Annotated in this window: 22 protein-coding genes and 1 pseudogene; 10 read left to right on the top strand and 13 right to left on the bottom strand. The window is 68.2% G+C overall.

All coding sequences use genetic code 11. The features are described from left to right. Window positions 1-7: 7 nt before the first annotated feature. The 7 genes from ACWGL1_RS03845 to ACWGL1_RS03815 form a co-directional block, all read right to left on the bottom strand. Window positions 8-841, bottom strand: a complete 834-nt coding sequence (locus tag ACWGL1_RS03845) for a division plane positioning ATPase MipZ (RefSeq protein WP_346487588.1) — start codon at window positions 839-841, stop codon at window positions 8-10. A 120-nt stretch (window positions 842-961) separates the two neighbouring features. Further along, entirely contained in the window at window positions 962-1,570 is a 609-nt protein-coding gene (locus tag ACWGL1_RS03840; RefSeq protein ID WP_452111231.1) for an SPOR domain-containing protein, read from the bottom strand. A gap of 49 nt (window positions 1,571-1,619) precedes the next feature. After that, window positions 1,620-2,381 carry a chorismate mutase gene (locus ACWGL1_RS03835; protein WP_343829128.1) on the bottom strand — a complete coding sequence of 254 codons (762 nt, stop codon included), beginning with the start codon at window positions 2,379-2,381 and terminating at the stop codon, window positions 1,620-1,622. 311 nt (window positions 2,382-2,692) lie between these two features. After that, window positions 2,693-3,259, bottom strand: coding sequence for a prephenate dehydratase domain-containing protein (locus ACWGL1_RS03830; RefSeq protein WP_338575839.1), 567 nt, complete (start codon window positions 3,257-3,259; stop codon window positions 2,693-2,695). After that, entirely contained in the window at window positions 3,256-4,626 is a 1,371-nt protein-coding gene (locus tag ACWGL1_RS03825) for a class II 3-deoxy-7-phosphoheptulonate synthase (protein WP_312218684.1), read from the bottom strand. The genes ACWGL1_RS03830 and ACWGL1_RS03825 overlap by 4 nt, the downstream gene beginning before the upstream one ends. A 51-nt stretch (window positions 4,627-4,677) precedes the next feature. Beyond that, on the bottom strand, window positions 4,678-5,730 hold the full coding sequence (locus ACWGL1_RS03820; protein ID WP_452111230.1) for an enoyl-CoA hydratase/isomerase family protein: 1,053 nt from the start codon (window positions 5,728-5,730) through the stop codon (window positions 4,678-4,680). Continuing rightward, on the bottom strand, window positions 5,727-6,863 hold the full coding sequence (locus ACWGL1_RS03815) for an acyl-CoA dehydrogenase family protein (protein WP_452111229.1): 1,137 nt from the start codon (window positions 6,861-6,863) through the stop codon (window positions 5,727-5,729). Before ACWGL1_RS03815 ends, ACWGL1_RS03820 begins: the two co-directional genes overlap by 4 nt. A 154-nt stretch (window positions 6,864-7,017) precedes the next feature. On the opposite strand from ACWGL1_RS03815, the gene hemB reads away from it, so the two are divergent. Next, window positions 7,018-8,019, top strand: coding sequence for a porphobilinogen synthase (gene hemB, locus ACWGL1_RS03810; RefSeq protein ID WP_452111228.1), 1,002 nt, complete (start codon window positions 7,018-7,020; stop codon window positions 8,017-8,019). Between the two features lie 161 nt (window positions 8,020-8,180). Here hemB and ACWGL1_RS03805 read toward each other — a convergent pair whose 3' ends face one another. Next, on the bottom strand, window positions 8,181-8,687 hold the full coding sequence (locus ACWGL1_RS03805; RefSeq protein ID WP_452111227.1) for a flavin reductase family protein: 507 nt from the start codon (window positions 8,685-8,687) through the stop codon (window positions 8,181-8,183). Window positions 8,688-8,815: 128 nt separating this feature from the next. On the opposite strand from ACWGL1_RS03805, the gene ACWGL1_RS03800 reads away from it, so the two are divergent. Together ACWGL1_RS03800 and ACWGL1_RS03795 are read left to right on the top strand one after the other, a co-directional pair. Continuing rightward, window positions 8,816-9,718 carry a flagellar motor protein MotB gene (locus ACWGL1_RS03800; RefSeq protein WP_291781821.1) on the top strand — a complete coding sequence of 301 codons (903 nt, stop codon included), beginning with the start codon at window positions 8,816-8,818 and terminating at the stop codon, window positions 9,716-9,718. Between the two features lie 133 nt (window positions 9,719-9,851). After that, the gene (locus ACWGL1_RS03795) at window positions 9,852-10,583 is read left to right on the top strand and encodes an arginyltransferase (RefSeq protein WP_291781819.1); all 732 of its coding nucleotides are present in this window, start codon (window positions 9,852-9,854) and stop codon (window positions 10,581-10,583) included. A 117-nt stretch (window positions 10,584-10,700) separates the two neighbouring features. Here the strand turns inward: ACWGL1_RS03795 and ACWGL1_RS03790 are convergent, their stop codons facing one another. After that, window positions 10,701-11,729: a M48 family metallopeptidase gene (locus ACWGL1_RS03790; protein ID WP_452111226.1), complete on the bottom strand. Its 1,029-nt coding sequence runs from the start codon at window positions 11,727-11,729 to the stop codon at window positions 10,701-10,703. A 6-nt stretch (window positions 11,730-11,735) separates the two neighbouring features. Next, the gene (locus ACWGL1_RS03785) at window positions 11,736-12,305 is read right to left on the bottom strand and encodes a LemA family protein (protein WP_291781813.1); all 570 of its coding nucleotides are present in this window, start codon (window positions 12,303-12,305) and stop codon (window positions 11,736-11,738) included. A 132-nt stretch (window positions 12,306-12,437) separates the two neighbouring features. Here ACWGL1_RS03785 and ACWGL1_RS03780 point away from each other — a divergent pair, with 132 nt between their 5' ends. Continuing rightward, window positions 12,438-12,563 (top strand): hypothetical protein, encoded by a 126-nt coding sequence (locus tag ACWGL1_RS03780; RefSeq protein ID WP_312218692.1) that lies wholly within the window; start codon window positions 12,438-12,440, stop codon window positions 12,561-12,563. A 41-nt stretch (window positions 12,564-12,604) separates the two neighbouring features. On the opposite strand, the gene parC is transcribed toward ACWGL1_RS03780, so the two are convergent. Next, window positions 12,605-14,818, bottom strand: coding sequence for a DNA topoisomerase IV subunit A (parC, locus tag ACWGL1_RS03775; RefSeq protein WP_452111225.1), 2,214 nt, complete (start codon window positions 14,816-14,818; stop codon window positions 12,605-12,607). A gap of 103 nt (window positions 14,819-14,921) precedes the next feature. Between parC and ACWGL1_RS03770 the strand changes: the two genes are divergently transcribed. Further along, a complete protein-coding gene (locus tag ACWGL1_RS03770) occupies window positions 14,922-15,995 on the top strand; it encodes an NAD(P)H-dependent flavin oxidoreductase (protein WP_452111224.1) in 1,074 nt (357 codons plus the stop codon). 31 nt (window positions 15,996-16,026) lie between these two features. Here the strand turns inward: ACWGL1_RS03770 and recO are convergent, their stop codons facing one another. Both recO and ACWGL1_RS03760 read right to left on the bottom strand, forming a co-directional pair. After that, the gene (gene recO, locus ACWGL1_RS03765; protein ID WP_452111223.1) at window positions 16,027-16,758 is read right to left on the bottom strand and encodes a DNA repair protein RecO; all 732 of its coding nucleotides are present in this window, start codon (window positions 16,756-16,758) and stop codon (window positions 16,027-16,029) included. Further along, window positions 16,758-17,213: a nuclear transport factor 2 family protein gene (locus ACWGL1_RS03760; protein WP_452111222.1), complete on the bottom strand. Its 456-nt coding sequence runs from the start codon at window positions 17,211-17,213 to the stop codon at window positions 16,758-16,760. The genes recO and ACWGL1_RS03760 overlap by 1 nt, the downstream gene beginning before the upstream one ends. A gap of 125 nt (window positions 17,214-17,338) precedes the next feature. Here ACWGL1_RS03760 and ACWGL1_RS03755 point away from each other — a divergent pair. From ACWGL1_RS03755 to ACWGL1_RS03735, 5 genes and pseudogenes are all read left to right on the top strand, one after another. Then, window positions 17,339-17,506 (top strand): annotated as a pseudogene (locus ACWGL1_RS03755) (LuxR C-terminal-related transcriptional regulator); the annotation flags it as partial. Window positions 17,507-17,630: 124 nt separating this feature from the next. Next, window positions 17,631-17,915: a hypothetical protein gene (locus ACWGL1_RS03750; protein ID WP_291781798.1), complete on the top strand. Its 285-nt coding sequence runs from the start codon at window positions 17,631-17,633 to the stop codon at window positions 17,913-17,915. A 93-nt stretch (window positions 17,916-18,008) separates the two neighbouring features. Continuing rightward, on the top strand, window positions 18,009-18,365 hold the full coding sequence (locus ACWGL1_RS03745; protein ID WP_291781796.1) for a hypothetical protein: 357 nt from the start codon (window positions 18,009-18,011) through the stop codon (window positions 18,363-18,365). A gap of 15 nt (window positions 18,366-18,380) precedes the next feature. Then, window positions 18,381-18,830 carry a hypothetical protein gene (locus ACWGL1_RS03740; protein ID WP_338575859.1) on the top strand — a complete coding sequence of 150 codons (450 nt, stop codon included), beginning with the start codon at window positions 18,381-18,383 and terminating at the stop codon, window positions 18,828-18,830. A 33-nt stretch (window positions 18,831-18,863) separates the two neighbouring features. Continuing rightward, the gene (locus ACWGL1_RS03735) at window positions 18,864-22,496 is read left to right on the top strand and encodes a hydantoinase B/oxoprolinase family protein (RefSeq protein WP_452111221.1); all 3,633 of its coding nucleotides are present in this window, start codon (window positions 18,864-18,866) and stop codon (window positions 22,494-22,496) included. Window positions 22,497-22,545 lie beyond the last annotated feature (49 nt).

The raw sequence follows: 22,545 nt of genomic DNA, 5'->3' as shown, positions 1-22,545 counted from the left end.
GAAGCGATCAGGCCGCCGCGTCCATGGCGGCGATGGCGTCGTCCAGACCCAGGGCCTGCATCAGGTTGCGCATCTCCTGACGCGCAGCGACGTGGGCCAGGGACACCGACACCGGACGGATGTCGTTCGACAGGTCCGCCACCGTCAGGCCGAAGGGGAAGAGTTCGCGATAGATGACCCGGTCGCGCAGGCCCGGCCCGACACGGAAACCGACCCGCTTGGCCAGCTTGGCCATGCGTGAGGCCAGACGGCGCCGGTTGCGGGCCTCGGCCACGGCCAGACGGTTGGTGACGACGATCCAGTCGATCGTCACCTGACGGCCCTCAGTGACGGCGCGATGCTTGCGCGCCTCCCAGACGCTTTCCGAATAGATGGAGGGACGGATCAGATCCAGCGTCACCGGGTCCACCTCGCCCAGCAGGTCGAAGTCGACGAAGCTGTCGTTCATGGGGGTGACGATCTGGTCTGCGCGGCCGTGCGCGGCGCGCGACAGAGCCGTGTCCCCGCCCGGCGTGTCGATGACGATGACGTCGGCGACGCCCCTCGCCTCGGCGTAGGCGGCCTCGAAACGCGCCAACTGCTCCGTCTCATCGGCCTTATGCAGGGCCTTGCCGTCGCCCATGTCCGGCACAAAGGGCAGCGGCAGATCATGGCCGTTGGCCTTGGTCCAGGCGACGCGGTTGGCGAAGAACCGCTCCAGCGAACGCTGACGCAGGTCCAGATCGATGATGGCGACCTTGCGTCCGGCGTGCAGAAGGCCGGTGACGATGTGAATGGCCAGGGTGGACTTGCCCGCCCCGCCCTTTTCATTGCCGATGACGATGACCTGAGGCTGCGCCATGTGAAATCCCACTGTGATCAGCAGGCGCGACTCATCTTCGTCCGCCGCCCGCCCATGGGCCGCAAGATCAGCCTCCGCGGGCCAATCGTCAACGAAACCTTAAGCTGAGCCTGTGGACGATCAGGCTGCGGCGCCGGATCGCGCGCACCAGGGGTCCGACGCCGCCAGGTCGCGGCACAGGGTCTGAGCCTGTTCGACGGAGGCGGCGACCTTCAGCCGGATCAGACGGCGACCGGCGACCTCCACCGCCTCATAGGCGGGTTGAAGCCCGGACAGCGCCGCCCCGCCCGGCCCTCGGCTCAGCCGCGCCCAGGCCGCGCGGGCGCCGTCTTCGCTGGAATAGGCGCCGAGTTGCACCTGGCGGACGGCGGTCGCGGGCTGCGGCGCCGCAACGACCGCAGGCGGCGTCTCGAGATCAGGGTCGTTCGTCGGCGTTGACGCAGAGGCGAGGCGAACCCTGGCTGTCACGCCCTCGCGTGCGTCCCACAGTTCGTGCGGGGTCATCAGCTCGACCTTCAACGGCGCAGCTCGCTCGCGCGGCTGATCCGGCGTGGCGGTCGGCCGGGCCTCGCCCTCGTCTTCAGCCGACACTGGAATGGAGGCCACCGACTGCGCCAGGGTCTCGAAGCGATGGGGATCGGCTTCGTTCACGCCGCAGCCCGCAAGCGTCAGCGCAGCCGCCGCAAGGGCGACGACGCGGCGCGATCGATGCAGGGCGGGCTGGGCCATGCAGCCACCCTCGCCCACCCTGTTTTGAGACGGAGTTAACGACCTGCAGTCAGCCGATGGCGCCGACGCAGCCTTCGACATCGCCCGGCGCCACATCGGCGTCGGTCAGGGCCAGGCTCCAGCCGTGGTGAGTGTTCAGGCCCCAGCGACGCGCGCCCGAACCGTCGCCCGCATCGCCGCCCGCGGTGACGACGACGCGACGGCCCTTGGGCAGGGCCGGCGGATCGATCTTGCCGACAGCCAGAGACGTCGGCGTCTCGCCGCCGTAGCCGTCGAAGACGCTGAGCATCGACCATTCGCGGCGCAGGCCGATCCACCAGGGATCGTCGCCGCTGATGGACAGGACGGCCACGCCCTTGCCCTCGGCCGCATGGGCCAGGGCGGCCTGCGGATCGAGGACCAGCTTGATGTCGGCGGCGGCGCCGAAGCGCAGGCGGGCGCCGTCGACGGCCTTGGCCGGATCGATCGGGGCCCAGACCTGGACCTGCAGGCGGCCCTGGCGGGCCAGACCCCAACCGACGATCTCGCGCCACAGATGCTCGACCGCCTCGCGGTTCTCGGGTTCGCACTGCTTCAGGATGCGGGCCTGGACGGCCTGTTCGCGGTCGGGACGCAACTTGGTGTGGGGGCCGGTCGGGGCGTCCTTGGCCTTGCCCACCTGGGCGGCGACGGACAGGCGACGTTCGAACAGTTCGAGGATCTGATCGTCCAGGCTGTCGATCTCGGCGCGCAGGGCGGCCAGCGCCTTCTGTTCGGCGCTCAGTTCAACGGTTTCGGCGGGCCAGACTTGCTGGATGGCGGATTGCGACATGGGAGATGGCTTTCGGCATGGGATTTCGATGGGGAGGTCGCGTCCCGCCGACAGAAGGTCAGGCGTGAACGCGCGTACTGGCCGCTTGGGGAGAAGCGGTCGCCAGCGAGACAGTCAGGGTCTGGTTAGAAGCCCGACGCCTCAGCCGGCGTATCGAAAGCCGTAATAGCCGTAGCCAAAATAAAAGCCGGCCACCGCGCGCGAGGTGGTTTCAAGGGTCATTTGTGCGCGCAGCGAGGACATGAATCCGGTCCAGTTTCTGGATCAGGGTTGATCCGACCGGGCCTTACAACAGCAAATTTTATGCGCGGTCAAGCCTCAGGAGCCGTGAAGAGGACAAACCGTGTGCGATTGTCGCTGAAATCCTGCAGATCGTTGCGCAGAACCGACAGCCCATAGACCTCAGCCGCGCGAGCAGGCGCAACGGCGGCGCGCGAGACGTCGCCCGCCTCGGCCACCGCAGCGGCCGCGCCCCCGGTGTCGAACACCTCGACGGCCGTGATCGCCATCTCTTTCAGGGCCTTGGAGCACTGCTGCAGGGCCACCGGGTGGCTCTCGGCCGTCTTCACGTCCGACAACCGCGCCTCGGGCACGCCCAGCAGGGCCAGACGGATCGGCCGCCAGGCGTCGCTGACCGCCACAAGTCCCGCCTCTTTCACAAGCGTAGCGGCGGGCTCGACCACGCCCACGGTCGAGTTCTCGACGGGGATCAGGGCGCAGTGGCAGTCGCCGCTCAGGACGGCGTCGATCGCGCCCTGGAAGGTCTCAAAGCCGACCGCCTCGTCCCACGGGCGCAGGTCCAGGCAGGCTTCGTGGCTGAAGGCGCCCGGCGCGCCCTGATAAGCGACGCGGCCGGGCGTTTCGTCTTCTGCCGTCATGCGGCCTCGGACCGGGCCTGCCGCCCGGCCTTGAGACGCTCGGCGACCAGGAAGGCCATCTCCAGCGCCTGATCCGCGTTGAGGCGCGGGTCGCAGTGGGTGTGATAACGGCTCGACAGGTCGTCTTCCGTCACCGCCTGGGCGCCGCCGATGCACTCGGTGACATTCTGGCCGGTCATCTCCAGGTGGACGCCGCCGGGGTGGACGCCCTCGGCCTCCGCAACATCAATAAATGTGCGGACCTCGCCCATGACGCGATCGAAGGGTCGGGTCTTGTAGCCGTTGCCGGCCTTCAGCGTATTGCCGTGCATCGGGTCGATCGACCAGATGACGCGCTTGCCCGCCGCCTTCACCGCCCGCATCAGGCCCGGCAGGCGGTCGCCCACCTTGTCGTGGCCGAAGCGGCCGATCAGGGTCAGGCGGCCCGGAATGTTGTTCGGGTTCAGGGCGTCGATCAGCGGCAGCAGGTCGTCCGCCGTCATGGTCGGCCCGCACTTGACCCCGATGGGGTTGGAGATGCCGCGCATGAACTCGATGTGGGCGCCGTCCAGCTGACGCGTCCGCTCGCCGATCCACAGCATGTGGGCCGAGGTGTCGAACCATTCGCCGGTCGAACCGTCCAGGCGCGTCAGGGCGCTCTCGACGTTCAGCAGCAAGGCTTCGTGGCTGGTGAAGACCTCGACGCGCGACAGGTCGGGATGCGTCTCGGGCGTGACGCCGACCGCCTCCATGAAGGCCAGGGCCTCGGTGATCTTGTCGGCCAGTTCGCGGTAGGCCGCGCCCGCGCCGTCGTCGGCGAAGCCCAGGGTCCAGCGATGGATGTTGTAGAGGTCGGCATAGCCCCCGCCCGCAAAGGCGCGCAGCAGGTTCAGCGTCGAGGCCGACTGGTTATAGGCGCGGATCAGGCGCTGCGGATCGGGCGTGCGCTCTTCCGGCGTGAAGCCCATGCCGTTGATGATGTCGCCGCGATAGGACGGCAGTTCGACCCCGCCGATCTCCTCGATCGGAGACGAGCGCGGCTTGGCGAACTGACCGGCGATGCGGCCGACCTTCACCACCGGCTTGCGACCGGCGAAGGTCAGCACCACCGCCATCTGCAGGATCAGGCGGAAGGTGTCGCGGATGTTGTCGGTCGAGAATTCCTTGAAGCTCTCGGCGCAGTCGCCGCCCTGCAGCAGGAAGGCGTCGCCCGCCTCGACCTGGGCCAGGTGATCGGTAAGCTTGCGCGCCTCGCCCGCAAAGACGAGGGGCGGCATCGCGCGCAGCTCGTCTTCGACGCGCGCCAACTCGGCGGCGTCCGGATAGTCCGTCGGCATATGCAGGACGGGCTTGTTTCTCCAGGATTCGGGGGTCCAGCGACTAGTCATGCCGCCAAGATAGGCTTTTCCCCCGCCCGGAACAATGAAGCTTGCGCGAAATCAGCGGATCAGCGGTTTCCATGCCTCACCCGCAGGCAGGGGCGCGAACAGGGCCTCGATCTGGGCCTCTGAAACCGAAGAAAGCTCGGCCGGCGACCACTGAGGCGCATTATCCTTGTCGATGATGACGGCGCGCACGCCTTCCTGGAAATCGTGGGTCTGCACGACACGGCCGCCCAGGGCGTATTCCATCGCCATGTTGTCGGCGAAGTCGGTCAGCGTCGCGCCCGTGCGGATCTGGCGCAGCGAGACCTTCAGCGACTGCGGCGACTTGGTCTTCAGGATGTCGAGCTGCTTCTGCGCCCACTCCGACCCCTCGCCCTGAAGGGCGGCGACGATCTCTTCCACCGTGTCGAAGGCGAACAGGCGGTCGATGGCCTCGCGGTGCGGCGCCAGCGGCGACGGCCCGGCGTCTCCGGCGGCGCGATCGGCGACCGCCTTCGGATCGGCGGGCGCGGCCCGCAGGTCGACCTTCAACGCCTCGACGGCCTCGGATGCGACGAAGTGCGTATGGATGCCCAGCGCCACCGTATCCGCCGCCTTCAGCCGCGCGCCGGTCAGCGCCAGCCAGACTCCCGTCTGGCCCGGCAGACGCGGCAGGAACCAGCCGCCGCCCACGTCGGGGAACAGGCCGATGCCGGTCTCGGGCATGGCGTAGGTGGTGCGCTCGGTGGCGATGCGGACGTCGGCGGGTTCGCTGATGCCCACGCCGCCGCCCATGACGATGCCGTCCACCACCGCCGTGATCGGCTTGGGATAGACGAACATCAGATGGTTCAGCTGATACTCGGCCTTGAAGAAGGCCTTGGCCTCCGAGGCGTCCCCTGCCCCGCTCTCGGCGATCATGCGGATGTCGCCGCCCGCGCAGAAGCCGCGCTCGCCCGCGTGGTCGATCAGCACCGACTGAACCGCGTCGTCCGCGCGCCAGGCCAGCAGCGCTTCGATCATCGTCTCGCACATGGGCCGGTTCAGGGCATGGATCGCCTTGGGCCGGTTCAGGGTGATGCGACCGACACCGTTCTCGATACGGGTGATGACCTCGAGTTCGCTCATTTCGCCAGCTCGCGCGCCACGATCACGCGCATGATCTCATTGGTGCCTTCCAGGATACGGTGAACGCGCAGGTCGCGCACGATCCGCTCCAGCGGATAGTCCTTCAGATAGCCGTAGCCGCCGTGCAGCTGCAGCGCCTGATCGGCGATCTGGAAGCAGGCGTCGGTCGTCAGGCGCTTGGCCATGGCGCACCATTTGGTCTTTTCCGGGTGGCCGGTGTCGATGGCCCAGGCGCCGCGCAGCACCATCAGGCGGGCCGCCTCAAGGTCGGTCGCCATGTCCGCCAGCTCGAACTGGGTGTTCTGGAACTGGCCGATGGCCTGGCCGAACTGCTTGCGGCCGGCGACGTATTCCTGGGCCGTCTCCAGCGCCAGACGCGCCCCGCCCAGCGAGCAGGCGGCGATGTTCAGGCGCCCGCCGTCCAGACCGGCCATGGCGTATTTGAAGCCCGCGCCTTCCTCGCCCACCAGATTGGCGACCGGCACCCGGCAGTCGTCGAAGCTGACCACGGCGGTCGGCTGGGCGTTCCAGCCCATCTTCTTCTCGTTGGCGCCGAACGACAGGCCGAGCGTGCCCGCCTCGACCACCAGGGTCGAGATGCCCTTGGGCCCCTCGCCGCCGGTGCGGACCATGACGACATAGACGTCCGACGTCCCGGCGCCCGAGATGAAAGCCTTGGCGCCGTTCAGCACATAGTGGTCGCCGTCGCGCACCGCCGTCGTCCGCAACGCCGCCGCGTCCGAGCCCGAGCCCGGCTCGGTCAGGCAGTAGCTGGCGATCTTCTCCATCCCGACCAGCGACGGCACGAAGCGCGCCCGCAGATCGTCCGAGCCGAAGCTGTCGATCATCCACGTCGCCATGTTGTGGATCGAGATGAAGGCGGCCGTCGCCACGTCGCCGCGCGACAGCTCTTCAAAGATCACCGCCGCCTCGACCCGGCCCAGACCCATGCCGCCGTGTTCCTCGCCCGTATAGATGCCGGCGAAGCCCATCTCGGCGGCGGCCTTCAGCACGTCGGCCGGGAAATGCTTGTCCTCGTCCCAGCGGGCCGAGTGCGGGGCCAGTTCGGCCTCGGCGAAGGCGCGGGCCGCGTCCTGAATGGCGCGTTGATCGTCGGTGAGGGCGAAGTCCATGAAAGCTCCCGCATTACAGCCTGCCCTCTGACGGGGCGTTCGGGGCGCTTCTAACGGCTGGCGGAGCGCGCGTCACCCCGTCCCCGCCGAGGGATGGCCACGTGTGGACAGTTCGCCTTTTGCCTCTCCCCGCGCTTTGTTTTAAGCCGCGCGCATGACCATGCCCTTCCAGCCCGCCGCCTTCCCCTACGCCCGCCCGCGTCGCCTGCGTTCGCAGCCGTGGGTGCGCCGTCTGGTCGCCGAGACGACGCTGACGCCCGCCGATCTGATCTGGCCGCTGATCGTCCATGACGGCGACGAGGACCGCCAGCCGGTCGCCTCCATGCCCGGCGTCTTTCGCCTGTCGCCCAAGGAGGCCGCCAAGGCCGCCGTCGAGGCGCGCGATCTGGGCATTCCGATGGTGGCCCTGTTCCCGAACGTGAACGACGGGCTGAAGGACAATGTCGCCACCGCCGCCACCGACCCGGACGGCCTGATCCCCGACTGCATCCGCGCCATCAAGGACGCCGCGCCCGAGATCGGCGTCATGACCGACGTGGCGCTGGACTGCTACACCGACCACGGCCACGACGGGGTTCTGGAAAACGGCCGCATCGTCAATGATCCGACGCTGGAGCGGCTGGCCGAACAGGCCTTCATCCACGCCCACGCGGGCGCCGACGCCGTGGCGCCGTCCGACATGATGGACGGCCGCGTCCAGGCCATCCGCGAGGCGCTGGAAGCCAACGGACTGAGCGATGCGCTGATCATCAGCTATGCGGCCAAATACGCCTCGGCCTTCTACGGCCCGTATCGCGACGCGGTGGGTTCGTCCAAGTCGCTGACCGGCGACAAGAAGACCTATCAGATGGACTTCGCCAACGCCGAGGAGGCCCTGCGCGAAGTGGCGATGGACCTGTCGGAAGGCGCCGACGCCCTGATCGTCAAGCCGGGCCTGCCCTATCTCGATATCGTCCGACTGGTGTCGCAGACGTTCAAGGTGCCGACCTTCGCCTATCAGGTGTCGGGCGAGTACGCGATGATGCAGGCCGCCTTCGCCAACGGCTGGCTGGACCCGGACCGCGCCATCCTGGAAAGCCTGCACGCCTTCAAGCGCGCGGGGGCGTCGGGCGTCATCAGCTATTTCGCGCCGCAAGCCGCGCGGATGATGGGCTGATCTTTTCCTTCTCCCCTTGTGGGAGAAGGTGGCTCGCGTAGCGAGACGGATGAGGGGTTGCTGGACATAGGCCGACGCCAGCCCCCCCTTTCATTTCAGATTTCGGAGAGACCCCTCATCCGAGCCCTTCGGGCCCACCTTCTCCCACAAGGGGAGAAGGATCAGGCGGTGGGATCGACCGCTTTGCCGTATTTGCCCCGGAAATAGGTCAGCGCGTCGCCCGGCCGCGTGTCGAACGCCTCGACCCGGCCGACGATGACCAGATGGTCGCCCATGACGATGCGGTCGTGCGTCCGACAGGTCAGCCGCGTCACCGCGTTGAGCAGACGCGGCGGCTCTGGATCGTCGACCGCGAACTCATCGTCCGACAGGCGGCAGACGCCCCAGGCGAAACGGTCGGACATGGCCTTGTCCTCGACCGGCAGCATATGCACGGCAAACCGATCCGCCCCGGCGAAGGCGTCGTGGCGGTCGGACTTGATGTCCATGCACCACAGCACCAGCGGCGGCTCCAGCGAGACGGAGGTGAAGCTGTTCACCGTGATCCCCAGCGGCCCGTCGACCGTATGGGCCGTGACCACGCACACCCCCGTCGCGAACCCGCCCAGCGCCCGGCGATAGGCGCGAGGATCGAAATCGGCGGCAGGTGAAGCGGACGCGTCGGACATGGCCCTCAGCTAGGCCGTGAAGCCCGTATCGGCAAGGGCGCGGCGGGCCGTCGCATGGCGCCGCAACCGCTTCTTAAGCCCCTCATGGGATTTAGGGCGAACGAACACGGTTAAGACGGACCCGCCCCATGGCGCTGAATGATCGCCCGATCCTGATCAAGAAGGTGAAGAAGGTATCCGGACACGGCCACCACGGCGGCGCGTGGAAGGTGGCCTACGCCGACTTCGTCACCGCCATGATGGCTTTCTTCCTGTTGATGTGGCTGATCAACACGACCGATCCGGAGCAGAAGCGCGGCATCGCCGAATATTTCGCCCCGGCCAACGTCTCGGCCTCGACCTCGGGCTCCGGCGGCATCCTGGGCGGCACCTCGCTGGGCGATTCCGAAGGGGCCAAGGGCGCCGGCTCCAACGCCGTCATCGAACAGCTGGCCCCCGAAGCCCCCGACGCGCCGCAGGAAGCCGGCCAGAACTCCAACCTGGCCTCGGCCAGCGAGGCCGCCCTGCGCGCCGAGATCGCCCGTCGCGAGGCCGCCGACTTCGCCAGCGCCGCCGAATCCCTGCGCCAGGCCATGCAGTCCATGCCGGAACTGGCCGAACTGTCGAAACAGCTGATCATCGACCAGACGCCCGAGGGCCTGCGCATCCAGCTGGTGGATCAGGAAGGCCGCTCGATGTTCGAGAACGGCTCCTCGCGCCCCAATCCGCGCGCCCAGTTGCTGCTGCGCGCCGTGGCCAAGGTCATCAACCAACTGCCCAACCGCATCTCCATCACCGGCCACACCAACGCCGTCGCCGGCTCCAGCCGCGCCAGCAGCCCCGGCGACTGGCCCCTGTCCTCGGCCCGCGCCGACGCCTCGCGTCTGGTGCTGCAGGGTTCAGGCGTGAACACCGACCGGGTCTATTCCGTCGCAGGCAAGGCGGGGTCCGATCCCCTCTATCCCGACGACCCGTCGCTGGCGGGCAACCGCCGCATCGCCATCGTCCTGCTGCGCGAAGCGCCGGTCCTGCCGACGGACACCAGCCTGTGAGGCCGTGCGGCGACGCCCTCGCCGCACGAAGAAGGCTTGCGAAAACGGCTGGTTGCGCGCCAAATCAGAATATGAGCCGCGCGTACCCATCCAGCCCCTGTGCGGGCGCTGATTTCGTCACGGAGCGACAACCGTGACCCAGCACTTCTTCTCGCGCCAGCTCCGCTTCTTCATGACCGCCAGCGCGCCCTGCCCCTATCTGCCAGGGCAGTTCGAGCGCAAGGTCTTCGCAAACCTGCCGTTCAGCGACGGGGCCGACGTCAACGACGCCCTGACCCAGGCCGGGTTCCGCCGCAGCCAGAACATCGCCTATCGCCCGGCGTGCGAGGCCTGCATCGCCTGCGTCTCGGTACGCATTCCGGTAGCGGATTTCGAACCCTCGCGCTCACGTCGCCGCATCCTGGCGCGCAACGCCGACCTGTCACGCGACCTGGTCGAGGCCGAGGCGACGATGGAGCAGTTCGACCTGCTGCGCCGCTATCTGACCGCCCGCCACCCCGGCGGCGGCATGAGCGACATGGGCTGGCTGGACTATGTGTCGATGGTCGAGGACACCGCCGTCCGCACCCATCTGATCGAATACCGCCTGCCCAGCGAGGATGACGGCCCCGGCCGTCTGGTCGGCGTCTGCCTGACCGATCTGCTGCATGACGGCCTGTCGATGGTCTACAGCTTCTTCGATCCGGATCTGGAGCGCCGCAGCCTGGGCCGCTTCGCCATCCTCGACCACCTGCATCAGGCCGAGACCGTGGGCCTGCCCTATGTCTACCTCGGCTACTGGGTCCAGGGCTCGCCCAAGATGGACTACAAGGCTGAGTTCCGCCCTCTGGAAGCTCTGCGCCCCTGGGGCTGGGAGCGGCTGTAACGCCCTTCTCCCCTTGTGGGAGAAGGTGGCCCGTCAGGGTCGGATGAGGGGTCTCTCAACGCGAGATGGGGCGACGAGTTGATCGCCAGCCACCTTCTCCCGCAAGGGGAGAAGGGATCAGGTCGTCGGCACCGCCGTACCTGAAGCTTGAGGCGCTCCGCCCCACGGCCCGTCGTCCCGACCGCCGGCGAACTGAACCAACGCCGCGATGCGTTTCTCGATCGGCGGGTGCGTCGCGAACAGGCCTGAGAATCCCGCCTTGTCGGCCGTATTGTCCAGGAACATGCCGCGCAGTTCGTCCGGCGCCTCGACCTTCGACTGGCCCGACACCTTCCTCAGCGCCGAGATCATGGCGTCCGGGTTCTTGGTCAGCTCCACCGCCCCGGCGTCGGCCACATACTCGCGCGTCCGCGACAGGGTCATGCGGATGACGGCGGCCAGGCCGAAACCGATCACCCCGATCGCCAGACCGATCAGGATCAGGGGCATGGCGTTCTTGTTGTTCCCGCCGCGGCCGCCGCGCACATAGAACAGGCTGCGGAACACCAGTTCGGCCACCACGCTGATGATCCCTGCGAAGATCGAGGCGATCACCATGGTCCGCACGTCCTTGTTGATGACGTGGGTCAGTTCGTGCGCCAGGACGCATTCCATCTCGTCGCGGTTCAGGGTCTGCATCAGGCCGCGCGTGACGGTGACGCTGTAGTTGCCCTCGTGCAGGCCGGACGCATAGGCGTTCAGCGACGGACTTTCGATGATGCGCAGGGCGGGCGTCTTCATCCCGCGCGAGATCGCCAGGTTCTCCAGCAGATTATAGAGTTCCGGTTCGACCCGGCGCTCGACCTTTCGCGCGCCGGTCATGACGTCGATCATCATCTGGTTGCCGAAATAGGCGATGACGAACCAGATCGCCGCCGCGATGGCGGCGAAGGGCACGGTCCAGCCCAGCATGGAGGCCGCCCGCGCCAGGTCCTGGCCCAGATCGCCGCCCGAGTTGGGCAGCAGGCCGAACCCCATCATCAGCACCTGGACGCCGAACAGGATGCCGACCAGCAGCACCGGGAACCCGGCCAGCAGGATCGCTGACCGGGCGTTGTTGCGCCAGATGTGGGTCTTGAGGCCGACGGCCTGACCGAAAACCGCCATTGGGGCTTAGAACTTCACCGTCGGCGGCGCGGCGTTCAGGCCGGCGCGCTCGCTTTCGCCCACGTCGAAGAAGGGCTTGTCGGCGCCGAAGCCGAACATCCCGGCGAACAGAACGGTCGGAAACTGGCGGCGCACGGCGTTGAACTCGCTGACCGCATTGTTGAAGAAGCGACGCGCGGCGGCCAGCTTGTTCTCGATGTCCGACAAGTCCATCTGCAACTGCTGGAAGTTGGCGTTGGCCTTCAGGTCCGGATAGGCCTCGGACACGGCGAACAGACGGCCGAGCGTCGCCGTCAGCATGTTCTCGGCCTGCACCTTCTCATCGACGGTGCGAGCCCCCGCGGCGGCGGCGCGCGCCTGGGTCACGGCGTCCAGGGTGCCGCGCTCGTGCGTGGCGTAGCCCTTCACCGTCTCGACTAGGTTGGGGATCAGGTCCTGACGCTGCTTCAGCTGCACGTCGATGTCCGCGAACGACTGGTTCGCCGTCTGATCCAGCTTCACCAGCCGGTTGTAGGCGCCGACCACGACGAACAGCAGAATGACGACGATGACGCCGATGATGATCCAGGTGATCATTGAGCCTCCTCCGAAAGATCAGGCGTGAATATGGGGGGCAACCCGCGTCGCGCCTAATGAAAATCCCGACATACGCGGTCTTCTGACGCACCCAGCTTGTGCGGTGAAAGAACGGCGTACTACGTGTGATGCATGAAGATGAGAGATCAGACCCTCACCGTCCTCCTGGGAATCGGAGCGGTGGCCGCGGGGATCGCCTTCATGGCTTTCCTGGCCGCCTTCCTGTTCAGCATCTACGTGTCGTTCTTCGCCGCGTGAGGCGTCGCGCTCCTCCCCACGCCTTGGAGAGGAGCTGACGATCAGCGGAACTTCCTCAGGCCGCGCGGGCCCTGGCGGCCGGCCCCGGCGCGCTTGCCCAGCCAGTCCTTCCAGTCCGGCCAGTTGCGGCGACGGCCGCCGCCGTCGACCCATTCCGGCCCCTGTTCGGCGTTGAACACCGCCACGTCGGACAGGCCCCCCTGCTTGTAGTTCTGCAGCTTCACGCCCTTGCCACGGCCCATTTCGGGCAGTTCGGCCAGGGGGAAGATCAGCGTCTTGATGTTCTCGCCGATGGTCGCGACGTGATCGCCGACAGGCGTCTGGGGGACCCGCAGCATGGCCAGCATCTCGCCGTTCAGCACCTGCTTGCCGCCGCGCTTCTGGGCCAGAAGATCGTTTTCCGGCGCCACGAAGCCGTAACCGGCCTTTGACGCGATCAGCAGCTTCGCATCGGGTTCGTGCGCCACGACATTGATGATCTCAGCCTTCTCGTCGAGGTCGATCATCAGGCGCAACGGTTCGCCATGCCCGCGCCCGGAGGCCAGCTTGTCGGCGCCGATGGTGAAGATGCGGCCGTCCGAGGCGCCGATCAGCAGCTTGTCAGTCGTATAGGCGGGGACCAGGAAGCCCAGCTTGTCGCCTTCCTTGAACTTCAGCTCGGAGGGGTCGTCGACCTTGCCCTTGGCGGCGCGGATCCAGCCGCGATCCGACAGGATGACGGTGATCGCCTCACGCGGGATGAAGGCCTCCGGCGCGACGAAGGCCGAGGCGTCGACCGCCTCGCCGATCACGGTGCGGCGCGGCGAGATCAGCGCCTTGCGCACCGCCTCCAGCTCCTTGCCGATGGCCTTCCACTGCTTGGCCTCGGAGGACGTCAGCGCCTGCAGCGCTGCAAGTTCATCCGACAGCTCCTTGAATTCCTTCTCGATCGTCATCTCTTCGAGACGGGCCAGCTGGCGCAGGCGGGTGTCGAGGATGAAGTCGGCCTGAAGCTCGCTCAGCCCGAAGGTCGTGATCAGGGCCGCCTTGGGCTGCTCTTCCTCGCGGACGATGCGGATGACCTCGTCCAGGTTCAGGAAGACGATGCGCAGGCCTTCCAACAGGTGCAGGCGCTTCTCCACGCGGGCGATGCGCCACTGGCTGCGGCGGTTCAGCACCACGCGGCGGTGATCCAGGAAGGCCCGCAGACAGTCCTTCAGCCCCATGACGCGCGGCGTGCCGGTAGCGTCCAGCACGTTCATGTTGATGGGGAAGCGCGTCTCCAGATCGGAAAGCTTGAACAGGCTTTCCATAAGGACTTCAGGCTCTACCGTCCGAGACTTGGGCTCCAGGATCAGGCGGATGTCCTCGGCCGACTCGTCGCGCACGTCGGCCAGCAGGGGCGCCTTCTTGTTCTCGATCAGGTCGGCCAGCTGTTCGATCAGCTTGGACTTCTGCACCTGATAGGGGATTTCGGTGACGACGATGCGCCAGACGCCTCGGCCCAGATCCTCGGTGTCCCAGGCGGCACGCAGGCGCACACCGCCCCGGCCCGTCTCATAGGCGTCCAGCATGGACGCGTGGCCCTCGACCGAGACGCCGCCGGTGGGGAAGTCCGGCCCCGGCACGATCTTGACCAGGTCTTCGGTCGTGGCGTCCGGCTGCTCCAGCAGCAGATGGCAGGCGTCGATCAGTTCGCCCACGTTGTGCGGCGGGATCGAGGTGGCCATGCCCACGGCGATGCCCGACGACCCGTTGGCCAGCAGGTTGGGGAAGCCCGCCGGCAGGACCACCGGCTCCTCGTCCTGATCGTCATAGGTGGGGCGGAAGTCGACCGCGTCCTGATCGATGCCGTCCAGCAGCAGGACGGCCGCGGGCGTCAGCTTGCACTCCGTATAGCGCATGGCCGCCGCGCTATCGCCGTCGATGTTGCCGAAGTTCCCCTGGCCGTCGACCAGCGGATAGCGCTGGGCGAAATCCTGCGCCAGACGGACCAACGCCTCGTAAATCGAGGCGTCGCCGTGCGGGTGATAACCGCCCATGACCTCGCCGACGACCTTGGCGCATTTGCGCGCGGCCGCCTGCGGGTTCAGCCGCATCTGATGCATAGCGTACATGATGCGCCGGTGCACGGGCTTGAAGCCGTCACGCACGTCGGGCAGGGCGCGGTTGGTGATGGTCGACAGGGCGTAGGCCAGATAGCGGCGCGACAGCGCCTCGCCCATCGGCTCTTCAACGATGCGGCCGCCGTCCGGCGTCGGGGTGTGGATGGTCATACGGCTTCGAATCAATGATCGGACGAGGAAAGTCTAGCGCAGCCGGGGCCTGACGCCGGGATTGTCAGCGCCTATCTGTGCAGAAACGCGCGAAGGAGCCCTGATGAAGACCGCCTTGACCGACCGCCTCGGCCTGTCCTTCCCCCTGATCCAGGCGCCGATGGCCGGAACCTCGACCGCCGAACTGGCCGCCGCCGTGTCGAACGCGGGCGCGTTGGGCTCCATCGCCCTGGGGGCCATCGACGCCGAGGCGAGCCGCAAGGCCATCCGCGCGGCCAGGGCGCTGACCGAGCGGCCGTTCAACGTCAATCTGTTCTGCCATGCGCCGGTTGCGGCTGATCCGGCGCGGGACGCCGTCTGGATCGACAGCCTGCGCCCGATCTTCAGTGAGTTCGGCGCGGCCCCGCCCGAACGCCTCAACGACATCTACCAGAGCTTCCTGACCGACGACGCCAAGCTGGCCGTGCTGGTCGAGGAAAGACCCGCCGTGGTCAGCGTCCATTTCGGTCTGCCGCGCGCCGATCAGATCGCGGCGCTGAAGGCGGCGGGCTGCATCCTGATCGCCAGCGCCACCACGCCCGAGGAAGGCCGCGCCGCCGTCGCCGCCGGGTTCGACATGGTGATCGCCCAAGGGGTCGAGGCAGGCGGCCATCGCGGCGTCTTCGACCCGGCCGACGATCCGCGCTTCGCCACCCTGCCGCTGACGCGCCTGCTGGCGCGCGACCTGCCGGTTCCGGTGATCGCGGCGGGCGGGATCATGGACGGCGCGGGGATCGCGGCGGCGCTGGCGCTGGGCGCGGCCGGAGCGCAGATGGGTACAGCCTTCGCCGCCTGCCCGGAATCGGCGGCGGATGCGGCCTATCGGACGGCCTTGTCGGGGGCGGAGGCTGGGCGCACGCGGGTCAGCGCGGCCATCTCCGGCCGTCCGGCGCGCGGGGTCGAGAACGCCTTCATGCGCCGCGCCGATGAGACGAAGATCGCCGCCTATCCCTACGCCTACGATCTCGGCAAGGCGCTGAACGCGGCGGCCAGGGCGAAGGGCGACAACGGCTACGCGCCACACTGGGCCGGGCAAGGCGCGCCGCTGGGCCGCGCCCTGCCCGCCGCCGAACTGGTCGCGACGCTGCAAAGGGAAATGCGTGAGGCGATTGCGGGGTTGTCGGCGCTGAGCCGGTAAGCTCACACGCTCAAATCCCGTCTCCCCGGAACTACAGCCGCCCCGCCTCGCGCAGCTTGTCGATCATCCAGACGCGCGCGGGCGGCAGGGGCCGGTTCAGGGCGTGGAAGACGAACTGCTCAAGGAAATGCCCGGTCAGCTCCAGCCCCGCCTTCACGTCGCCCTCGCCCAGCCCCGCCTGCGCGCCCAGCATGAAGGGCGGCAGGGTCAGCAGCTTGTCGGCATAGGGGGCGCCGGCCTCGCGGCTGACGGCGCGGCCGGTGCGGGGGCTGACCCAGACCAGATCGTCCATCGACCCTGTTGAGGCGCAGCGCGACAGGTCCAGCCCAAAACCCAGATCCTCCAGCAACCCGGCCTCAAAGCGCACGAAGATGGCGGGCCAGACCTCAGGCACGGCGAACGCCCCCATCAGCGCCTCGAAGGCGTAGAAGGCGCCGGGGTGCGGCTCCCGCTCCGGCAGGGCGCCCTGCGCCACCGCAGCGGCGGCGCTCAGTCCGATCAGGGCCAGCGGGTCGTCGAACAGGGCGGCTGGGCCTTCGCCCACCGGCTCCAGCCGCGCCGATCCCAGCTGATCCGACGTCCGCGACCGCAGATCGGCCACGACCCGCGCACCGGGCTGAAGGAAAGGCCGCATCCGGCGCGACGCCCCGCCCGCGACATAGGCGGCGCGACGGCCGTGATGCTCGGTCAACAGATCGACCACCGCCCCCGTATCGCCATGCGCCCGCGCCGACAGCACGAAGGCGTCGTCCTGAACCTCCATCAGTCGGCCTTGATGGCGTCAACGACGGCGCGCGCCTTGTCGTTCGGCACGGCGAAGCTGAGGACGTATTGCTCGATCTTCCAGCCGTCGTCGGTCAGGCGCAGGATGCCCGAGCCGCGCGTCGTTCCATAGGCGTCATTGTCCAGCACCTCGTCGAACCAGGCGATGCAGCGGCAGTCGATCGGGGCGACGGTCACGGTCCGCGCCGTCGGCCGATAGGTCCAGCCCTTGCCTTGCGAGAAGTAGGGCATGGCGTAGGCCCGGAACTCCGGCAGGCTCCACCGCTCGCCCGCGTCGGTGCCGATGAAGCGGGCGTCCGGGGTGAAGGTCGCGAAATAGGCCTCGCCGTCCGCGACCGAGGCGGCGGCGTGCATGGCGTCCAGGGTGCGTTCGACCGAGGCGGTCTCGGCCGGAGCGGCGGATAGCTGGAGCATCATCAGAGCGGCGGCGATCATGGAGATGTTCTAGTCCTGCTCCAACGCTGGGGGAAGCGCATCCGTCTAGAGTCAGGCCAGCCCTTGCCCCTGCCCTCCGGCTGGGCGAAAGGTAACATCGCGTGTTGGGTTAAGGAATCTGACCAGTGACGAGTCTGGTGGAGCGGCTGACGGAGCGGGAACGGCAATGCCTGCAGCTCGTCCATGCCCACTTCAATTCCAAGCAGATCGCACGCCAGCTCGGCATCAAGCCCGGAACCGTCGACCGCCACTGCGAAAACGCCGTGAGAAAGCTGCAGGTCGACAGCCGCGTGGCCGCCGCCCTGGCGCTGGCTTCGGAAAGCCGGTCGCGCATTGGGAACGCTTCCCAAGACGGATCGGCGCCAATGTTCGAGACGGTCGATTTTGCGCTGGATCGGGTCGCTGAAAGGGCGCCCGATGACCGATCCCGAAGACATGATGCCGCCGCTGAAATGGCGCGAGTTGGAAGCCGTGTTTCACCAACTGGCTCCGACCGAAACGAAGAAGCGGATGGTCCGTCATCTGATCGAGGGGACCCGCAAACAAGCGGCGTTCCTTACGCCGACGGCCGTGATGACGGAGCTGGCCTACATCGCCGCAGCGATGCTGGACTCCAACTTCTGTCCCTCGGAGCAGGAAGCGGGCGCCTCGGAAGCCTTCTGGTCGTCTTCGGCGTCGCCGCCGCAGCGGCCTGGATCCTGACAGCTGCAGCCGGCGCCCAGAGGTTCGCCTTCGTGCTGCAGCACCTGCGGTATGGGGGGTGACCCGGCGCCCGTTCAATACGGAACGAGTGATATGAAAAGAAGCGAAGAGGCGACGCTCATCGCCACGAGAATCCAACGCGCCCTGTGCCGCGCCGAACAGGGGCAAGACCAGTCCATCGACCGACTGGGCCAACTGGCCCAGGCCCTGACGCGCGGGCGTCGCGCCGCCGGCCTCTCGACCACCGTCGGCCAGCCGGCCTTCGACGCCCTGGCGCGCGCCATGGCGGCCCAGGTCGAGGCGCAGAAGGCCATGGTCGAACTTCACGGCGCGCTCGCCGAGGTGAAAGGCCAGACGCGTTTCCGCAGCATACGTCTGGGCGGTCTGGACAAGGCGGACGACCCTGTGCCGCGCGAAACCCGTCTGGCCCTGGTTGATCGGGCGGCCTGAATCGATGAGGGTGACATGGCGGCCATGTCACCCATCTACCTCTTCACCCTCGTCTTTCTGGTTCTGACCGCGCTCCTCGCCCTGTGGCGCGGCGGGCCATGGCAACGCGCCCTCTCCATCGCCCTGGGGGTCGCCTGGCTGATTTCCCAGATCGTTCCGTTTGACTACCGCACGCCCCCCTGGGCGGCCGTGTCGGCCGACGGCTTGGTCTTCCTGCTCCTGCTTTACGGCTCTGCGCGAAGCGGAACCTGGTGGATGCCGATTGCCGCGGCCTTCCAGTTCCTGGTGCTCGCCACCCACTATGTCTTCATCACCGACATCAGGCTGGAGCAATGGGCCTATGTCTCGGCCTACTACGTCTGGAACATCGGGCTGATTGCGACGCTGTTCGTCTCCTGCCTGCTGTACCGGCGCAAAGCGCGGGCGCCGCATCCTGCAAGCCACGGAAAAACGCAAGCCGACTAGCGCGATCCCGCTTCCGGGCCGTAAACCAGACCCATGAGCAAGATGAATGCGAATTGGCGTTTCTGGATCGATCGCGGCGGCACCTTCACCGACATCGTCGCCCGCGCGCCCGACGGCGCGCTCAGGACCGGCAAGCTGCTGTCGGTCAATCCCGAGCAGTACGCCGACGCCGCTGTCGAGGGCGTCCGGCGGATGCTGGGCGCCGCGCCCGGCCCGCTGGCGGCGGGTCTGGTCGACGAGGTGCGCATGGGCACCACCGTCGCCACCAACGCCCTGCTCGAGCGCAAGGGCGAGCCGACCGTGCTGGCGATCACCGCCGGTTTCGGCGACGCCCTGCGGATCGGCTGGCAGGCCCGGCCCGACCTTTTCGCGCGCCACATCCGCCTGAACGACCAGCTTTACGACCGCGTGGTCGAGATCGACGAGCGCCTGACCGCAGATGGCGCCGTTGATCGTCCTCTGGATGAAGCGAAGGCGCGGGCGGATCTGACGGCGGCCCATGCGGCGGGCTTCCGCGCCGTGGCGATCGTCCTGGTCCACGGCTGGCGCTTTACCGATCACGAGCGACGCCTGGCCGAGATCGCGCGCGAGGTCGGCTTCAGCCAGATCTCGGTCAGCCATGAGGTCGGGGCGCTGATCAAGCTGATCGGACGCGGCGACACCACGGTGGCGGACGCCTATCTGTCGCCGATCCTGCGCGCCTATGTGGAGCGGGTCGGCGCCGATCTGGGCGCGGCGACGCCGCTGCAGTTCATGCAGTCCTCAGGCGGGCTGACGGCGGCCGACGCCTTCCGGGGCAAGGACGCCATCCTGTCGGGGCCCGCAGGCGGCGTGGTGGCGATGGCCGAGACGGCCAGGGCCGCCGGCTTCGACCGCGTCATCGGCTTCGACATGGGCGGCACCTCGACCGATGTGTCCCATTTCGCCGGGGATTATGAGCGGACCTCCGACGCCGTGGTCGCCGGGGTGCGCCTGCGCGCGCCGATGCTGAGCATCCACACCGTGGCGGCGGGCGGCGGCTCCATCTGCCGCTTCGACGGCGGGCGACTGCGAGTCGGGCCGGAATCGGCCGGCGCCTCGCCGGGACCGGCGGCCTATCGGCGCGGCGGGCCTCTGACGGTGACCGACTGCAACGTCATGATGGGCAAGCTCAGCCCCGACTTCTTCCCCGCCGTCTTCGGCCCGAACGCCGACCAGCCGCTGGACGCCGAGGCGGTGCGCGCGAAGTTCGAGGCCATGGCGGCCGAGGTCGAGGCCGCGACCGGCCGCCCCGTCACGCCCGGCGAACTGGCCGAGGGCTTCGTCACCATCGCCGTGCAGAACATGGCCGAGGCGATCCGCTCCATCTCAATTCAGCGCGGCTATGACGTCACCAAATATGTGCTGAACTGCTTCGGCGGCGCGGGCGGCCAGCACGCCTGCCTGGTGGCCGACGCCCTGGGCATGACCCAGGTGCTGCTGCACCCGTTCGCCGGGGTGCTGTCGGCCTACGGCATGGGCCTGGCCGAGGTGCGGGCCATCCGTCAGACCACCGTGGCCCTGCCCCTCTCGCCAGACGCCGACGCCGCCCTGGCCGAACAGGTCGAAACGCTGACAAAAGCCGCGTGCGGCGATCTGACGGCCCAGGACTTCGACGAGGCGGCCGTCTCGACCATCGCCCGCGCCGAGATCAAGTTCGCCGGGTCCGACACGCCCCTGACCGTGCCCTTCGGCCCAGCCGCCGACATGGCCGCCGCCTTCGAGCAGACGCACCGCCGCCGCTTCGGCTTCTTCGCCGAGGACAAGGCCCTGGTGGTCGAGACGCTGGAGGTCGAAGCCGTCGGACGCTCGGACCAGACGCCGGACGCGCCCCCGGCGCCTGATGGCGGGGCCTCGGCGCCCGAACCGGTCGCCGCCCTGACCGTCCGCATGGCGGGAGAGGATCACCAGACGCCCGTCCATCGTCGTGAGGCGCTGAAGCCCGGCGCCCATGTCGACGGCCCGGCCATCCTGTTGGAAGCCACCGGCACCACCGTCGTCGAACCCGGTTGGCGCGCCTCGGTCGATGCCGCGTCCAACCTGCTGCTGAAGCGCGTCGTCGCCCTGCCCGCCCGCACCGCCATCGGCACCGACGTCGATCCGATCATGCTGGAAGTGTTCAACAGCCGCTTCATGGCCTGCGCCGAACAGATGGGCGAGGCCCTGCGCGCCACCGCCTACTCGGTGAACATCAAGGAGCGTCTGGACTTCTCCTGCGCCGTCTTCGATGCGGGCGGGTCGCTGATCGCCAACGCCCCGCACATCCCGGTGCATCTGGGCTCGATGGGCGAAAGCATCCGCACCGTCATCGCCTCGCGCGGCGATCAGCGAGACAGTCGAGGCATGAAGGCGGGCGACGTCTACATGCTGAACGCGCCTTACAACGGCGGCACCCACCTGCCCGACATCACGGTCATCATGCCGGTGTTTCTGGACAGCGATGACGCCGCGGCCTTCTTCGTCGCGGCGCGCGGCCATCACGCCGATGTCGGCGGGATCACGCCCGGCTCCATGCCCGCCAACTCGCGCAGCGTGGACGACGAGGGCGTACTGATCGACGACTTCCTGCTGGTCGACGCCGGAAAGCTCTGCGAGGCCGAGACGCGGGCCCTGTTCGCCTCCGGTCCCTGGCCGTCGCGCAATGTCGATCAGAACCTGTCGGACCTGAAGGCCCAGGTCGCCGCCTGCACGCGCGGCGCTCAGGAGCTGATCCGCATGACCGGCGAGTTCGGCCGCGAGGTCGTCACCGCCTATATGGGCCACGTCCAGGACAACGCCGAAGAGGCCGTTCGCCGCGCCGTCGCCGCCCTGAAGCCCGGCGCCTTCGCCTATGAGATGGACGACGGCGCCGTCATCCGCGTCCGCATCGACGTAGACGCCGCGGCCCGCAGCGCGGTCGTCGACTTCACCGGAACCAGCGACCAGTTGCCGACTAACTTCAACGCCCCGCTGTCGATCGCGCGGGCAGCGACGCTCTATGTCTTCCGCACCCTGGTGGACGACGCCATTCCGCTAAACGAGGGCTGTCTGAAGCCGATCGAACTGATCGTGCCGGAAGGCTCGATGCTGAACCCGCGCTATCCCGCCGCCGTGGTGGCGGGCAACGTCGAGACCAGCCAGGCCGTGGTCGATGCGCTTTACGGCGCGCTGGGCGTTCTGGCCTCCAGCCAGGGGACGATGAACAACTTCACCTTCGGCGACGACGCGCGTCAGTATTACGAGACCATCGCCGGGGGATCGGGCGCCGGGCCTGACTTCGACGGAACCGCCGCCGTCCAGACCCATATGACCAACAGCCGCCTGACCGACCCCGAGGTGCTGGAGACACGCTTCCCCGTGCTGCTGGAGGCATTCTCCATCCGGCGCGGCTCGGGCGGCGAAGGCCTGCATCGCGGAGGCGACGGGGCCGTGCGGCGGATGCGTTTCCTGGAGCCGATGACGGCGGCCATTCTGTCCAACCACCGCCGCGTGCCGCCCTTCGGCGCAGACGGCGGCGAACCCGGCGCGGTCGGGATCAATCGGGTCGAGCGGGCCGACGGTCGGGTCGAGCCGCTGGGCGCCACGGCCGAGGTCGCCATGGCGCCCGGCGACGTCTTCGTCATCGAGACGCCCGGCGGCGGCGGCTTCGGCGCGAAAGACGCTTCCTGAGACGCCCGAACCGCGTAACCATTCGCTAGAAGTCCGTCTGGGGAGGGCG

The sequence above is a fragment of the Brevundimonas sp. NPDC055812 genome, from assembly GCF_053616535.1.
This window is presented reverse-complemented; position numbering and strand designations above follow the sequence as displayed.